We start from the raw sequence: 13,957 nt of genomic DNA on the forward strand, positions 1-13,957 counted from the left end.
GATCGTCTCCGTGAAATATACCCGCAAAGATGCAAGGCATGTGTGAATCATTATGGCGGCAAAAGCCGCCGTCCCATGCGCCCTATCGCTTTTTGCGGGGGACACAAGCTTAGGGCGGCTTTTGGGGGTGATGCTTTGGCTTTATTGGCTTTAGCTAGATAAAAAGCGCCGTGGTCGACGGCGCTTTTTATCTTATGCTATGATTCTGATCCGACCGGATGCCATTTATCAGGCGGATTATTCTCAGGCGGATTAAATGGCAGGGGGGGCTTTGCGCGTGCGGTTGCAGGGGCCAACATCCCGCAGCACCAAGGCGTAATCGATCGCGGCTTTGCGGCGATCATCTGGCGCTGTGCCCGCAAGTTTGCCCATCGGCAATTGACGGGGCAATCCGCAAGCAAGGCGATACCAACTCAGCGTGCCGCGTTCTGGCACGGCTTTGGTGGCGTCGACGACTTCGCCAAATGCGGCGCTCCAGCGGCGCGACCCATCGGCGGCGGTGAGGATGGTGAGCGAGACAGGCTCGCCCGTTGCGGTGTCCAGAAATAATTGCGTTTCGCCTTCGCCCGGCAGCGTTCCGGCAACATGGAAGCCATTGGCGATTCCAGTGATCGCGGGCGGTGATTCGGGGGCAACCAATTCAGCCAAAATGCTGCGCAACAGTGATTCGGTGGCGGGGTCCCAATTAAGCTGAGCATCGGGCGCGGCCAGTCGAATATTGTTGGTGCTGAAAGTTCCAGCACGTGCACCTGCGACAGGATGAGCGAAAAGTAGGACGGGCTGTTTGCGCTTGAGTTTCGGTGCGCGGCCAGCCTCTGTGAGGGGCAAATCGACCAGATATTGAACCCTTGGAGCCATGGGTCCAACGGCGCGAATCAGGCTGATAATATCCACTTCTACGAGAAATCGAGCATGGCCTGCGGCGAGGCCTGGTGCCTGTTCTGCCTGAATTTGCTTGGCTGAACGGATGGCGCCATGAATATTTATGGGCGCAGCGCTGGCGAGGTCGGCCAAATCAACATAGGTGTAAGCACTGGCGGTCTGACCGATTGATGCGGGAGTTTGGGCCAAAGAAATGCATGGGATTCCAGTCATTCCTAGGGCAAGTGCGGCCATGGTGAGAGAAAGGCGGGGGCGCATGAAAATGTCTCTTTCTGTCATTGTTTTGTCATGAATGGAGCCAAATGGCCGGTAGGGGTGTTTGATAATGGGATCATCCACATTAACCCTTGATAAAGGGTTTGCGAACTGTGTGCCAGCGCGATAGGACGTTAGGTTGAAGCACTTGACCGGATTTTATGAAAGTCAGGCGCTACACCTTCGGGTGTGCTGGGAAGCATCGGACATATCCGAGCATGTCATGGCCGCGCCCGTTGGAACGAATTGGTGTCAGGATGATCTAGCAAGGAGCGTCGTCCCTGAATGGCTTATGGTGATACGACAGACCCTAAAAGTAGGGTCGTTTCGATCGTCTTAGTCGGCCTGTTCACAGTCACATTGGGCTATGGCCTGGTGAATGGTTTGAACATTAGTGTCGTTAAGAAGATCGCTGAAAAATTGGATGTGGTGGATGTAAACGAACCGCCGCCGCCGGACGAGCCGCCGCCGCCGCCGCCAGAGAATGATCTGCCGCCGCCGCCGCCAGTGGTTACTCCGCCGTCGCCGATTCCGCCGCCGGTATCGACGAACGTCGTTCAGTCGGTTCCAACTCCCCCACCTGTGGCTCCGCCGCCGGTTTATGTGCCACCGGCACCGCCGGTTGTTACGCCGCCACCCACGCCCGATCAAAGCCAGGCTGGTACCCCGCGCGGGAACCCTGGTCGCTGGGCAACCAATGATGACTATCCGGCGCGCGCTATGCGTGATGGCCGTGAAGGCACCACTGGCTTTCGCGTAACCTATGGTGCTGATGGCCGTATCACTTCTTGTGATATTACGTCGTCGAGCGGTCATGACGATTTGGACGCCGAAACATGTAAGCTGATCACGCGTCGTGGTCGCTTTAATGCCGGTAAAGACCGTGATGGCAACCCAACGGGTGGCACATATTCAAACCGTATTCGCTGGCAGATCCCGCAATAAAGCGGTGGGTCGCCGATCCTAAAAAAAGCGAATGACAATCCAAATTTTAAAGAATTCAGTTAGAGGGAAGAACCAGTATGTTTAATCTGATCGCGAGTGCCGCGGCCGCTGATTCCCATGGCGGCGGTCTGTCTTTGATGCCCGCAGCGTTGTGCGTTAAAGAAGAAGGCTCGAACCCCTATGGTATGATCCCCGCGCTGTGCGACGGTGGTATTGTAGGCCAGCTGACCTTCATCGTTCTGATGATCATGTTTATCGGTACCTTGTACATTTTGTTCACCAAGCTGATCGAACAAGGCAAGGTCATGAAGCAAGGCCGTGAAGTTGACGCCAGCTTCTGGCGCGCAGCAACGCTGGCCGAAGGCGCAGCAAAGCTGGAAAAGAACAGCGCCTATCGTCAAGTTGTAGAAGACGGCCTGCTCGCAAATGAACAGCACAACAAGCTGACCGATCCTGTGGAAGCACATGATTGGATGCATGGTACGCTGGAACGTTCGCAAAGCCACATCAACTCGAAGCTGAATGGCGGCCTGTCCTTCTTGGCAACCGTTGGTTCGACCGCTCCTTTCGTGGGTCTGTTCGGTACGGTTATCGGTATTCTTCGCGCTCTCGTGAAGATCGGTGCATCGGGTCAAGCTTCGATCGACACCGTTGCTGGTCCTGTGGGTGAAGCGTTGATCATGACCGCTGTTGGTCTGATCGTGGCTGTTCCTGCCGTTCTCGCCTTTAACTGGCTGCAGGGTCGTAACAAGTCGATCGCTCGCAACCTGTCGACCTTTGCGAATGACGTTCTGGGTCACATCATGTCGAACGGCCAAGTGAAGCCTGTATCGGCTGCTAAGGCTGCTCCGGCTGCTGCTCCGAAGAAGGCTTAATCGCCTTTGGGAAAAATCCCTGCCGCCGGTGCGGCAGGGACAATTTCCGAGCCAAAGCAGAAGAATATATGAAAATAGATTTCATCGACTTTGGTATTAGAATGTAATTTTGTGACAGGATGCTAATCCTATGGGTATGAGTGTAGGGGATAAGGGCGAAGATGCCCCAATGTCCGATATCAACACGACTCCCCTCGTGGACGTCATGCTGGTTCTGCTCATCATCTTCCTCATCACGGTTCCCGTGGCGTTGGAAACGATTGAAGTAGAACTGCCTGAGGTCGCTTATGAGCCGACGACGACGAAGCCGGAAAACGTGCTGCTGTCGATTCGTGGTGGCACAACGGGTGGAGCATGTGATGTCTATTGGGGCACGGCTCCGGTAGATTCGTCGCAGCTGTTGGACCGCGGCCAGAAGAAGCTGGAAAAGCTGATCGAGGATATTGGCGGTGTTGAAAATATTACGGAAGAAAACTTCCCTGAAGTTCACATCCGTGGTGACATCAATACGCCATATCAGTGCATTGGTGGTGTGATCTACACCATGCAATTCGCTGGTTTCCAGAAGATCGGCTTTATTTCGCAGCCGGAAGCTGGTTCGGCCACGCTGGGCCGCATTTAAGCGCGGCCTGGCTTTAGCAACGAAGGAATTATCCTATGGCCATGGCCGCTGGACCTCGGGACGATAATGAACCGATGATGGATATGAACACGACGCCGTTGATCGACGTCATGCTCGTGCTGCTCATCATGTTCATTATCACCATTCCCGTTCAAACTCACGCTGTGAAGATCGACCTTCCTGTGCCGAGCGACAATGCTGCAAGCAATGTTGATCCGGTGAAGAATAAGGTGATGATCGATTCCGCTGGTACCATTACCTGGAACGGCACACCGGTTGACCTTGCACAGCTTTCTGTGTTCCTGGAGCAGACGAAGGCGCTGCCCGTGGAGCCAGAGCTGCAAATTCAGCCTGACCCCTATGCGCGCTATTTGGTTGTCGACAATGTGTTGGCCGTCGTGAAGCGCAGCGGCGTCGGCAAACTGGGTTTTGTTGGTAACGAACAATATGCACGCGTTTTCTGATTCATAATCAGACGAAAGCGTAAGGTTGGGGGCCGCGAAGAAATTCGCGGCCCTTTTCCTTTGGGACGAACCACAGTAAGACGCAGACAGATTGTGGCGTTGTTGTGGGGATGACCTGCGTGCCGACCAGACAAGAAATTAAAGGAAATTCCATGAAAATCGCCATGATCGGCACAGGCTATGTGGGCTTGGTATCCGGCGCTTGCTTTTCTGATTTTGGACATGACGTCATTTGCGTGGACAAAGACAGCAGCAAAATCGATGCCCTGCATGCTGGTAAAATTCCGATCTATGAGCCTGGTTTGGACGAATTGGTCGCAAGCAATGTGTCCGCAGGGCGCTTGCGCTTCACCACCGAATTGGCATCGGCGCTGGATGGGGTCGATGCGGTGTTCATTGCGGTAGGAACACCGTCGCGCCGCGGTGATGGCCATGCAGACCTATCTTATGTTTATGCGGTGGCCGAGGAATTGGCCGGTGCGCTGGACCATGAGGCGGTGGTGGTGACCAAATCGACCGTGCCAGTCGGAACTGGCGACGAGGTCGAGCGAATTTTGAACGAAAAGGGTCATGGCTTGACCCATAGTGTCGGCAGCAACCCCGAATTTTTGCGTGAAGGCGCGGCGATTGGCGATTTTAAGCGCCCTGACCGTATCGTCATTGGTGTTGAGGATGAGCGAGCAGAAAAGGTTCTGCGCGAAATTTATCGTCCCTTATTCTTGAACGAAGCGCCAGTATTGGCGACGCGCCGCCGCACCGCCGAGATGATTAAATATGCCGCCAATGCATTTTTGGCGACCAAGATTACCTTTATCAACGAAATCGCCGATCTGTGTGAAGCGGTGGGGGCCGATGTTCAGGACGTCGCGCGGGGCATTGGTTTGGACAATCGGATTGGGAAGAAATTCCTGAATGCGGGTCCCGGATATGGCGGTAGCTGTTTCCCCAAGGATACGCTGGCCTTGATGAAAACAGCGCAGGACCATGATGTGCCGTTGCGGATTGTCGAAGCGACCGTGCAGGCCAATGACCTGCGCAAGCGGTCGATGGGGCGGAAGATTGTGCATGCTTTGGGCGATGATGCGCGGGGCAAACGCGTGGCGATATTGGGTCTGACCTTTAAGCCCAATACCGATGATATGCGCGATTCCCCTGCCTTGGCGATTGTCCAAACTTTGTTGGATGCGGGCGCAAAGGTGGTGGCCTATGATCCCGAAGGCATGGAGATTGCGGCCCCAATGATGCCGCAGGTTGAGATGGCCGATAGCGTCTATGCGGCCGCCGAAGGGGCCGATGTGGTGGCGATTGTGACGGAGTGGGATGCGTTTCGTGCGCTGGATTTTGGACGTTTGGCGCAGAGCGTGAAACAGCGGATTTTGGTCGATTTGCGCAACATCTATCGCCCCGAAGAAGTCACCCGCCACGGGTTTCAATATATTGCCATTGGAACTTCTGCGGCCTGAGCGCATGATGTCAGGGATGGGAGCAAGGCGCCAAGCGGATATGGCGGGCGCTGATATCAAAAGGAGTGGGTGAGATGGCAAAATTCCAAGGGCAGAAGATTTGGGGCGCGGCGGCATTGGCCGGGGCGATGCTGGTGACGGCTGGTTGCACCACCGGTGCGGATAAGCCTGATGTGGTGACGTCCCCGCCATCGGATGCCTCCGCCCATTTGGTGGATGCGCGCGGTGCAGATCGCGGCCGCGTGGATATTTATCGCACATCATCTGGCCTGCGCTTGGAAGTCGTCGCACGCGGCTTTGCGCCCGGTCAATATGGCATGCATGTGCACAGCGTTGGACAATGTGCGGGGCCAGATTTTGCCAGCGCGGGCGGGCATTGGAACCCCACGTCCAAGCAACATGGTCGGGACAATCCGCAAGGGGCGCACCATGGCGATTTGCCAAATCTGGTCATCGATAGCGGTGAAATCGGACGTGCCACGGTAAATTTGGTGGGCACACGCTTGGACGGCGATGGTGCGTTGATTGACGCGGATGGCGCGGCCTTTGTGATCCATGCTGGGCCCGATGATTATCGCAGCGACCCTGCTGGTAACAGCGGTGCACGCGTGGCCTGCGGCGTGATTACACGCGGTTAAGCCCCATGAGCCGCGCCATGGTTCCCAGCGCGAAGCTGGGTTGGTGATTGCGGTGCGTGGGAGCATAAAAAAAAGGCCGCCTCTGGATGGAGGTGGCCTTTTTTGTGGTTGTTCGGTTGGGCGGAAGCCGGTCTAGTCCCGCCGAGACCGAGACCGAGACCGAGACCGAGACCGAGACCGAGACCGAGACTTACCCCAGCCCCTCTATGGGTTCGCCAGCGGCTTGGGCGCGGGCCATGAGGCCGGAAATGGCGGACGGAACGGTGCGATAGGCAATGGCAAGGGCGATGAGACCAATAGGAACAGCTGCCAAAGTGGACAGCACGCCGGTCGATAGGCTGCCGGTCGTTGCCGAGATGTGGCCTGCCGCATAAGGGCCGAGCGCCAGACCAATGAGCGTCGTTCCGATGAAGAAGGTTGCGGTGGCGGTGCCGCGCATACGGGGCAGCACCAATTCCTGTGTGGTCGCGGCTGCGGCCCCCAAGGCGCTGCTGGACAAGAGGCCCGCCAGCGATGAGTAAAGGGTGAATTTTAGCAGGATATTGCCCCCATCTGCGGGCGTGAGGGTGAAGGCCAAAATGGCCAAGGGCAGCGGTGCAATCAGGCCAAAGGCAATGACGATAATGCGCCCCGCAGCATTGCGGCGCATGAGGATGTCCGACATGCGGCCACCCAAAATGACCCCCAAAAAGCCGCTGACTGCCGAGGCCCCGCCAATCCACAGGCCGACCGTTGACGCGCTTTGGCCCAAAATTTCTTGGGCGTATACGGCGGCGAAGGCGGCGAAGGCATAGTTGATGAAGGCCACAGCAGCATAGCTGAGGACCACCGCAATGAAGGCGCGGCTGCCCCAAATCAGTTTGAACGTTGGCATGTCGCGGGCGCGCAAGGAGGTGGCCCATGAGAAAACCGCATAATAGCCAAATGCCACGCAGATCCATTGGAGGGGCGATGCGGTGATGATGATCAAGAGATAAGCGATAGCAGCAGCAAAGGCCGCAAAGGCCAAATTGATGAGCGCGGCGCGCGGTCCGCGCCGTGCCGCCGCCAAAAAGGTGAAGGGCGGAATGATGGCGAATAATTCTTCGAGAAAGCCCTTGAACGGGGTGGGGGACGGCGGGCTGGGCATACCGTCAATCAGACCCCGCACGGGTTCGCGCAGGGTTGCGACCAATAGCGCAAGGAGAAGGCCGGGGATGCCGACGGCCAGAAAGGCGGCTTGCCAGCCGACAAGGCCCAAGGGGCCGCCAGCGGGATAGGAGCGGTTCCAGCCTTCGACGATGAACCCGCCGATCATGAGCGAAATGCCGCCGCCGAAATAGAGACCCGCAGAATAGATAGAGAGCGCGGTTCCGCGCATATGTTTGGGGAACATGTCGCTGATGAGGGAATAAGCGGATGGAGAGGCGGTCGCTTCGCCAATGCCGACGCCCATACGGGCCAGCCCCAAATGCATGCCCGAACGAGCAAAACCAGACAGCGCTGTCATGGCAGACCAGAGGGTAAGGCCGATGGTGAGCAGGCGAACGCGGTGCCAATTGTCCGCCAAGCGGCCCAGCGGAATGCCAAAAAGGGCATAGAATACCGCGAAAGCTGTGCCGTAGAGGAAGCCGATATCGGCGTCGGTCAGGCCTAGGTCGCGTTTCAGGTCGGGCGCGAGGATGGTGATGATCTGGCGATCAATGAAGTTTAGCACATAAATGAGAAAGAGAATGGAGAGAGCGTACCATGCATAAGGACTGGCCTTGGTCAGCGCCGCCGATTCATGGTCGAGGACACCGGACGCGTGGATAGGCGCGGGCGTCGCTGCTGCGCTGCTCTGTGCGGCGTCAGCCTTGTCGTGATGAGCCATAGGGCCGATCCTCCCAAATTTTATTTTTATAGGCTAGGGCTAGCAGAGATGAGCCGCCATGCAACCGTATCCTGCGGGGAAAATAGAGAAAATCGAGCATAGGCTGTTGTGGCATATTCCGGAATATTAGGATGAGGAAAAGACCCCATGTCAGTGAATAAACCTGCAATTTTATTTTTATGCTTGGGGAATATTTGCCGTTCCCCAATGGCAGAGGGCGCGGCGCGGGCGGCTTTTGCGGCAGCGGGTGTGGATGCTCATCTGGATTCTGCAGGGACATCGGACTGGCATATTGGCCGCGCACCCGATCCGCGCGCGCAAGCGGAGATGGCGCGGCGCGGCGCGGATATTTCGATGTTGCGGGGGCGGCAATTGTCCGCCCAAGATTTTTATGATTTCGACCTGATTTTGGCAGCAGACGCCCAGAATATGGTCGATGCGGAACAGATTATGCCGGATGCTGCGACAGCAAAATTGCAATTGATGCTGGATTGGGTGGAGCATAGCCAGCGTAGCAGCGTGACCGATCCTTATTATGGCGACGAGGACGGATTTGCTGAAACATGGGGGGATGTGTCCGCCGTGGCGGATGCCTTGGTGCGCCATTATCGCGGGGATTGATTCGCCGCTTGGGATAGGATCCAGAATGCCGCGCCGCAAAATATATGCGGCGCGGTGCTAGAGCGATGATAGCGTCTAGGCGGGAGCGGCGGTGTTGGCGGATTGGGACGGCGGAGTGAGCGCATAGCGGGTGACGGGGTGATAGCGGGACCCGCCATGGCCCATCTCGCTTTCGTATAAAATCACATGCTTGCAGCGAAAGGCCGGCGTGCTGAAGGCCGCATGGGTGGACAGATAGGGCGCGAGGGGACCCGCGCTGCGATTGGCGCGGGCCAAGGTCAGATGGGGTAGAAAGGCGCGGGTTTCCGGCGCTATGCCGACTTGCGCAAGCAATTGGTTGATTTTGCGGTGGAGCGCTGCAACGGGCGCGGCGGGCGCGACGCCAGCCCAAAGCGTGTGCGGACGCCCTGATTTTTCAAATTGGCCAACACCGCTGAGGCGCAGATCAAGGGCCGGGGCATGGAGATGGCCCAATATGGCGGCAATATCTTCGGCTTGATGGCGATCCACTTCGCCGATGAAGCGCAGCGTGATGTGCAATTGGTCATCGACCTGCCAGCGCAGACCCGCGACGCCTTGCATCATCGCCAACAGAATCGTCCGTATAGGTGGCGGCGGGCGCAGGGCGACGAACAAGCGGTGGCACGACATGGGGTCATGATGACCCGTCATGGCCCAATAGGCTAGTATAAAAGCAGCCACAAAACGGGCGCAGATATGGCGTTTTTCATCCCTTTGCGATGGTTTGTGTGCGGTTTGACTTGAATCTGAGCGGCGAAAGCATGATATTGCACGGACGGTCGGTATGATCTGATCGGTGATGGAGATAAGACAATGGCTAACTGGAACGACCCCAACATGGCGGCGTCCGGCTTCCCTGGCAGCGCACATGCGGCGGATCAGGCGGTGGATGCCGGCCTGCGCTCATATATGCTGTCGGTCTATAATTACATGGGTTCGGGCGTGTTGCTGACGGGTGTCGTCGCGATGCTGGCCCACCAATCGGGTTTCACGGCGTCGATGGTTGGCAGCCCCTTGATGTGGGTTGTGGCTTTGGCCCCGTTGGCATTTGTGATGGTCTTGAGCTTTGGCATTAACAAGCTGTCGACCCCTGCGGCTCAGGCGATTTTCTGGGTTTATGCGGCGGTGATGGGTCTGTCGATGTCGACGATCTTCATGGCCTTTACGGGTGCGTCGATCGCGACGACCTTCTTTGCCACCACGGCGGCCTTTTTGGGCCTGAGCCTGTACGGCTATACCACCAAGAAGGATTTGTCGGGTTTCGGTACCTTCTTGATCATGGGTGTGGTCGGCATTTTGGTCGCTATGCTGATTAACATGTTCTTGCAATCGAGCGTGATGTCGCTGGTGATTAGCGTGGTCGGTGTGTTGTTGTTCGCTGGTTTGACCGCTTATGACACGCAGAAGATCAAGAGCACCTATTTCTATGTGCATGGCACGGATTTCGTGGGCAAGGCCGTGGTTATGGGCGCGTTGACCCTGTATCTGGACTTTGTGAACATGTTCACATTCCTGCTCAATTTGCTGGGCAGCCGCGAATAAGGCCCATGACTAGGCGCATGAGGATAGAATGAATGGAGGAAGCCCGATGAACTATCATCGGGCTTTTTTCTTGCGCCACTCTTTATGGGGTGTGCGGGGCCAGTGATGCTGGCATATCAGAGCGAATATGGCGGTGTTTGACGAAGCGGAGTGGGCATGAGCAACGGGGAAAGCGGTAAGCGGATTTGGACGGCATCTGTCCTGATCATTGGCGACGAAATATTGTCGGGTCGGACACAAGATGCCAATGTTGCCCAAATTGCCACTTGGTTGAATGTGCAAGGTATTCGGCTGCGCGAAGTGCGCATCGTGCCGGATGTTGAGGATGAAATCGTGGACGCGCTGAATGCGCTGCGCACGCGTTATGACTATGTTTTCACCACCGGCGGTATTGGTCCCACCCATGATGATATTACCGTGGATGCCGTGGCCAAAGCCTTGGGTGTCGGGGTGGTGATCCACCCTGAAGCGCGGGCGATGTTGGAGGGCTATTATAGCAAGCGGGGCGGTGCATTGACCGAAGCGCGATTGCGCATGGCGCGGGTGCCGGATGGCGGAGAGTTGATTCCCAACCATATGTCGGGTGCGCCAGGGATACGGATTGGCGCTATTTTTGTGATGGCGGGCGTGCCGCACATCACGGCGGGTATGTTGGATGCGCTGACCGGTACGCTGGAAGGCGGCGATCCGGTCTTGTCGCACAGCATTGGCGCTTGGGCCCCCGAAAGTGAGATTGCCGATGTGCTGCGCGCCGCAGAGCGGGCGCATGACGGCGTATCAATCGGCAGCTATCCCTTTTTTCGTGACGGCCGAACGGGGGCGAATTTTGTTGTTCGTTCGACGGATGCGGCGGTGCTGGCGGCCTGTGTTGCAGCCTTGTCCGTCGCCATTGAGGGTGCTGGATATCCGGTCGCGGATGGCGGAATATAAGGGCTGGCGTGGAGAAGACGGAAGCCGGCGGATGAATTAGTCGCGCGGCGCTGGATGCGCGGCTCGATAATGCGCCCATTCTTCGATCACGGTGCCATTGGGCAGCCGACAATAGCCCACTTGCCCGCCGTCTTCGTTGCGAATGGTGATCGTTCCGCCTTGTTCCGCGCAATAGAGTGAGGCGGGATTGGCCAAGCCGACGCTGGGCGTCGGGGGAGCGTCTTTTGTGCAGCCAGCGAGCGGCGCTAGGGCAATAAGGCCGAGGATGGTCAGCGCGGATTTGGACATGGTATGGCCCTTTTTGGCATCAGAAATAATAATATAGCAGCATTAATGATGTCCTATGAGAATATTTTGAAAATAATTTAAGAATATTTACGGATCATGCGTCCCCGTGCATCTTGGTGATGGAACAATAAAATTGGGGGGGGCAGTGGACAAGGCTTTGTCCGATCAGCATCAGGCCATCATCATGGATTGGGTGGGGAAGGAAATACTTCCCCACGAGCCCGTGGTGCGCGCGTGGTTGCGGCGGAGTCTTGATGCCGATGCGTTGGAGGATGTTGTTCAGCAATGCTATGCGCAAATCGCGGCGTTGCGGGATGTGTCACATATTCGTAGCGGGCGCGCTTATTTCTTTACCACGGCTCGGAATATCTTGCTGATGCGGATAAGGCGGGCGCGCATTGTGCGCATTGATACGATGGCCGAATTGGGAAATTACGAGGCGGTGGGGGATGAGCCCTCGCCCGAACGTATTGTGGCGGGGCGCAGCGAATTGGACCGTGTGCGCCGCTTGATCGACAAGCTGCCCCCGCGTTGTAGCCAGATTATGCGTCTGCGCAAAATTGATGGCCTGTCGCAAAAAGAGGTGGCGATGCGATTGGGGGTGGAAGAGCATATTGTGGAAAATGACATCGCCAAAGGCTTGAAGTTGATTTTGCAAGGCATTGCGGAGGGGGAGCGCTCGGCGGAGCGTCGGTTCACCACAGGACAAGGGTTTGAGAATGCGAACAACCGCCACCATGATCGCTGAGGAAGCGGCCCAATGGGTTGCGCGGCTGGACCGCGAAGGCGAAAGCGAGGGCTTGCGCGCCGATATGCAGGCGTGGGCGGATGGTGATGAACGCCGCAAGGGGGCTTTGTTGCGCGCGGAGGCATGCTGGCGCTTGATCGATCGCGCCGCTGAGCTGGATGATGCGTGCGATGGGGAGGGCGTTGCGGAGGGCGCTGGCGAGCGCGGCGATGAAGTCGCTTTTCCGGAACAGGCAGAACATGACACGCAAGGCTTGATGGTTGGGGACGCAGCCATGCAGACCATCGGGGATGCGCATAGCCTTGGGGATGAGGAGACGAAGTGGGGGGGGGCCACTGCGCGTCAGCGTTGGTGGCGGGGCGGCGCGGCTGCAGCGGTGGCTGCGGCATTGGCTTTGGTGGTGACACCCTATGTCAGCGCGCCGCCCGTACAGCAGATTGAAACGGTGATGGGCGAAATTCGCCGCGTACCCTTGGCGGACGGCAGCTTGGCCGCGGTGAACACGGACAGCAAGGTCGAGGTCGCCTTGAAACCCGAACAGCGGCATGTGCGGTTGGAGCGCGGAGAGGTGTGGTTTCAGGTCGCCAAAGATGCGGAGCGCCCCTTTGTCGTGGAGGCTGGCGATGTGCGCGTGCAAGCCGTGGGGACGGCCTTTTCTGTACACAAGCTGGGCGATCATGTGGATGTGCGTGTGACCGAGGGCGTGGTGGATGTGTGGCGTGTCGGGCAAAAGGCCAGCAGAAAACGTGTCGTGGCGGGGGCGCAGGCGGTGCTGGCGCAACATGGGGCAGCGGTCGCGGCGGTCAGCAGCAGCGGCGAACCGGTTGAGCGGGCGTTGAGTTGGCGCGATGGACAGTTGATTTTTGACGGCGATAGCGTGGCCTATGCCGCCGAGCAATTTAACCGATATAATCAAGTGAAAATCGAAATTTCGGACACGGCCTTGGGCGAAGAAAAAATGATTGGGAGGTTTCGCACCAATGAGCCGCAAGCCTTTGCCCGCGCGGTTGCGGCGATTGTCCATGCCAAAGTGGATGTGCGCGGCGATCGTATTATTTTGTCCGCGCATTGATCGACATGGCCGATACAATGTGCGTTTGGGGTAGGATGATTGGACGGGGCGGCGGCGGAGCGGCGGTTCAATATGATGATGGCGCTAAGCGCTAGGGGTTAGGGTCTGGTGGTGGAGGATAACCCATTTCATCCATGCTGATATTTGTGCAAATTGACCTTCCGATACGGATTTCGTGGCATTTCAGCGCTATGAAGGCCAAATGTTGGCCTTGCTTCCATCGCATGGTGGGCGGCTGCTGCGGCGATTGGGGTCGGGGGATGGGCAGGCCGAATATCATCTGTTGGAATTTTCGGATGCAGCCTGTTTTGATGCTTTTCAGGCGGACCCGCTGCGCTGTGCGCTACAACCCTTGTTGATAGCGTCGCGAGCGCAGGCAAGGGCGGTGCGGGTTATCATTATCCTTGCTGAATAAAACGGATTATTCTGTGCTGGCCGCCAATATATCCATGACATCGCGGGCCAAATCGCGGTCGGTTTCATTGTCGAAGGCGATGTCTAGGTCGGGGGCGGCACCCAAGGTGTAGAGGAGTGTCCAGAGCGCAAAACGCCGTTCCTTATTTTCCTCTAGGCCGAAGTCAACGCGCATGCGTTCGGTCCCTGCGGCCAAGGCGTCGAGGGTGATGGCGCCCAGATCGGGAGTGCCAAAATAGCGAAAGAGTTGATCATCAAAATTCACTCTGCCCTAACGCCACGTATCAGGGTCGGTTGTCAATGTGCGGCGCAACCGATAGGAGCA

General features: G+C 57.2%; 17 protein-coding genes. 12 read left to right on the plus strand and 5 right to left on the minus strand.

Annotated features, from left to right (window positions below; all coding sequences use genetic code 11):
* Positions 1-252 precede the first annotated feature (252 nt).
* Entirely contained in the window at positions 253-1,071 is an 819-nt protein-coding gene (locus LKO31_RS04035; RefSeq protein WP_227688779.1) for a hypothetical protein, read from the minus strand.
* 351 nt (positions 1,072-1,422) lie between these two features.
* Here LKO31_RS04035 and LKO31_RS04040 point away from each other — a divergent pair, with 351 nt between their 5' ends.
* The 6 genes from LKO31_RS04040 to LKO31_RS04065 all read left to right on the plus strand — a co-directional run bounded on the left by LKO31_RS04040 (position 1,423) and on the right by LKO31_RS04065 (position 6,144).
* The gene (locus LKO31_RS04040) at positions 1,423-2,082 is read left to right on the plus strand and encodes an energy transducer TonB (protein WP_227688780.1); all 660 of its coding nucleotides are present in this window, start codon (positions 1,423-1,425) and stop codon (positions 2,080-2,082) included.
* 77 nt (positions 2,083-2,159) lie between these two features.
* Entirely contained in the window at positions 2,160-2,957 is a 798-nt protein-coding gene (locus LKO31_RS04045) for a MotA/TolQ/ExbB proton channel family protein (RefSeq protein WP_407699242.1), read from the plus strand.
* A gap of 130 nt (positions 2,958-3,087) precedes the next feature.
* Positions 3,088-3,579, plus strand: a complete 492-nt coding sequence (locus LKO31_RS04050) for an ExbD/TolR family protein (RefSeq protein ID WP_227688781.1) — start codon at positions 3,088-3,090, stop codon at positions 3,577-3,579.
* 35 nt (positions 3,580-3,614) lie between these two features.
* Positions 3,615-4,043: an ExbD/TolR family protein gene (locus LKO31_RS04055; RefSeq protein WP_227688782.1), complete on the plus strand. Its 429-nt coding sequence runs from the start codon at positions 3,615-3,617 to the stop codon at positions 4,041-4,043.
* 152 nt (positions 4,044-4,195) lie between these two features.
* Positions 4,196-5,506, plus strand: coding sequence for a UDP-glucose dehydrogenase family protein (locus tag LKO31_RS04060; protein WP_227688783.1), 1,311 nt, complete (start codon positions 4,196-4,198; stop codon positions 5,504-5,506).
* Positions 5,507-5,580: 74 nt separating this feature from the next.
* Complete coding sequence (locus tag LKO31_RS04065) at positions 5,581-6,144, plus strand: superoxide dismutase family protein (RefSeq protein WP_227688784.1); 564 nt, start codon at positions 5,581-5,583, stop codon at positions 6,142-6,144.
* A 190-nt stretch (positions 6,145-6,334) separates the two neighbouring features.
* Here the strand turns inward: LKO31_RS04065 and LKO31_RS04070 are convergent, their stop codons facing one another.
* A complete protein-coding gene (locus LKO31_RS04070) occupies positions 6,335-7,996 on the minus strand; it encodes a spinster family MFS transporter (RefSeq protein ID WP_227688785.1) in 1,662 nt (553 codons plus the stop codon).
* A gap of 147 nt (positions 7,997-8,143) precedes the next feature.
* Between LKO31_RS04070 and LKO31_RS04075 the strand changes: the two genes are divergently transcribed.
* Complete coding sequence (locus tag LKO31_RS04075) at positions 8,144-8,617, plus strand: low molecular weight protein-tyrosine-phosphatase (protein WP_227688786.1); 474 nt, start codon at positions 8,144-8,146, stop codon at positions 8,615-8,617.
* Between the two features lie 75 nt (positions 8,618-8,692).
* Here LKO31_RS04075 and thpR read toward each other — a convergent pair whose 3' ends face one another.
* Entirely contained in the window at positions 8,693-9,289 is a 597-nt protein-coding gene (gene thpR / locus LKO31_RS04080) for an RNA 2',3'-cyclic phosphodiesterase (RefSeq protein ID WP_227688787.1), read from the minus strand.
* 162 nt (positions 9,290-9,451) lie between these two features.
* On the opposite strand from thpR, the gene LKO31_RS04085 reads away from it, so the two are divergent.
* Positions 9,452-10,180, plus strand: a complete 729-nt coding sequence (locus LKO31_RS04085; RefSeq protein ID WP_227688788.1) for a Bax inhibitor-1/YccA family protein — start codon at positions 9,452-9,454, stop codon at positions 10,178-10,180.
* Positions 10,181-10,336: 156 nt separating this feature from the next.
* Entirely contained in the window at positions 10,337-11,110 is a 774-nt protein-coding gene (locus LKO31_RS04090; RefSeq protein WP_227688789.1) for a competence/damage-inducible protein A, read from the plus strand.
* A gap of 36 nt (positions 11,111-11,146) precedes the next feature.
* Here LKO31_RS04090 and LKO31_RS04095 read toward each other — a convergent pair whose 3' ends face one another.
* Positions 11,147-11,398: a putative hemolysin gene (locus LKO31_RS04095; RefSeq protein ID WP_227688790.1), complete on the minus strand. Its 252-nt coding sequence runs from the start codon at positions 11,396-11,398 to the stop codon at positions 11,147-11,149.
* Positions 11,399-11,543: 145 nt separating this feature from the next.
* Between LKO31_RS04095 and LKO31_RS04100 the strand changes: the two genes are divergently transcribed.
* The 3 genes from LKO31_RS04100 to LKO31_RS04110 all read left to right on the plus strand — a co-directional run bounded on the left by LKO31_RS04100 (position 11,544) and on the right by LKO31_RS04110 (position 13,633).
* Positions 11,544-12,146 carry an RNA polymerase sigma factor gene (locus tag LKO31_RS04100; protein ID WP_227688791.1) on the plus strand — a complete coding sequence of 201 codons (603 nt, stop codon included), beginning with the start codon at positions 11,544-11,546 and terminating at the stop codon, positions 12,144-12,146.
* The gene (locus LKO31_RS04105; RefSeq protein WP_227688792.1) at positions 12,118-13,218 is read left to right on the plus strand and encodes a FecR family protein; all 1,101 of its coding nucleotides are present in this window, start codon (positions 12,118-12,120) and stop codon (positions 13,216-13,218) included. The genes LKO31_RS04100 and LKO31_RS04105 overlap by 29 nt, the downstream gene beginning before the upstream one ends.
* A gap of 202 nt (positions 13,219-13,420) precedes the next feature.
* Entirely contained in the window at positions 13,421-13,633 is a 213-nt protein-coding gene (locus tag LKO31_RS04110) for a hypothetical protein (protein ID WP_227688793.1), read from the plus strand.
* A 6-nt stretch (positions 13,634-13,639) separates the two neighbouring features.
* Here the strand turns inward: LKO31_RS04110 and LKO31_RS04115 are convergent, their stop codons facing one another.
* Entirely contained in the window at positions 13,640-13,897 is a 258-nt protein-coding gene (locus tag LKO31_RS04115; protein WP_227688794.1) for a hypothetical protein, read from the minus strand.
* Positions 13,898-13,957 lie beyond the last annotated feature (60 nt).

Source organism: Sphingopyxis yananensis, from assembly GCF_020687785.1.
GTDB lineage: Bacteria > Pseudomonadota > Alphaproteobacteria > Sphingomonadales > Sphingomonadaceae > Sphingopyxis > Sphingopyxis yananensis.

Coding starts and splice junctions, on each gene's coding strand:
- LKO31_RS04040 (WP_227688780.1), top strand. CDS start 1,423: ATGGCTTATGGTGATACGACAGACCCTAAAAGTAGGGTCGTTTCGATC.
- LKO31_RS04045 (WP_407699242.1), top strand. CDS start 2,160: ATGTTTAATCTGATCGCGAGTGCCGCGGCCGCTGATTCCCATGGCGGC.
- LKO31_RS04050 (WP_227688781.1), top strand. CDS start 3,088: ATGGGTATGAGTGTAGGGGATAAGGGCGAAGATGCCCCAATGTCCGAT.
- LKO31_RS04055 (WP_227688782.1), top strand. CDS start 3,615: ATGGCCATGGCCGCTGGACCTCGGGACGATAATGAACCGATGATGGAT.
- LKO31_RS04060 (WP_227688783.1), top strand. CDS start 4,196: ATGAAAATCGCCATGATCGGCACAGGCTATGTGGGCTTGGTATCCGGC.
- LKO31_RS04065 (WP_227688784.1), top strand. CDS start 5,581: ATGGCAAAATTCCAAGGGCAGAAGATTTGGGGCGCGGCGGCATTGGCC.
- LKO31_RS04070 (WP_227688785.1), bottom strand. CDS start 7,996: ATGGCTCATCACGACAAGGCTGACGCCGCACAGAGCAGCGCAGCAGCG.
- LKO31_RS04075 (WP_227688786.1), top strand. CDS start 8,144: ATGTCAGTGAATAAACCTGCAATTTTATTTTTATGCTTGGGGAATATT.
- thpR (WP_227688787.1), bottom strand. CDS start 9,289: ATGACGGGTCATCATGACCCCATGTCGTGCCACCGCTTGTTCGTCGCC.
- LKO31_RS04085 (WP_227688788.1), top strand. CDS start 9,452: ATGGCTAACTGGAACGACCCCAACATGGCGGCGTCCGGCTTCCCTGGC.
- LKO31_RS04090 (WP_227688789.1), top strand. CDS start 10,337: ATGAGCAACGGGGAAAGCGGTAAGCGGATTTGGACGGCATCTGTCCTG.
- LKO31_RS04095 (WP_227688790.1), bottom strand. CDS start 11,398: ATGTCCAAATCCGCGCTGACCATCCTCGGCCTTATTGCCCTAGCGCCG.
- LKO31_RS04105 (WP_227688792.1), top strand. CDS start 12,118: ATGCGAACAACCGCCACCATGATCGCTGAGGAAGCGGCCCAATGGGTT.
- LKO31_RS04110 (WP_227688793.1), top strand. CDS start 13,421: ATGTTGGCCTTGCTTCCATCGCATGGTGGGCGGCTGCTGCGGCGATTG.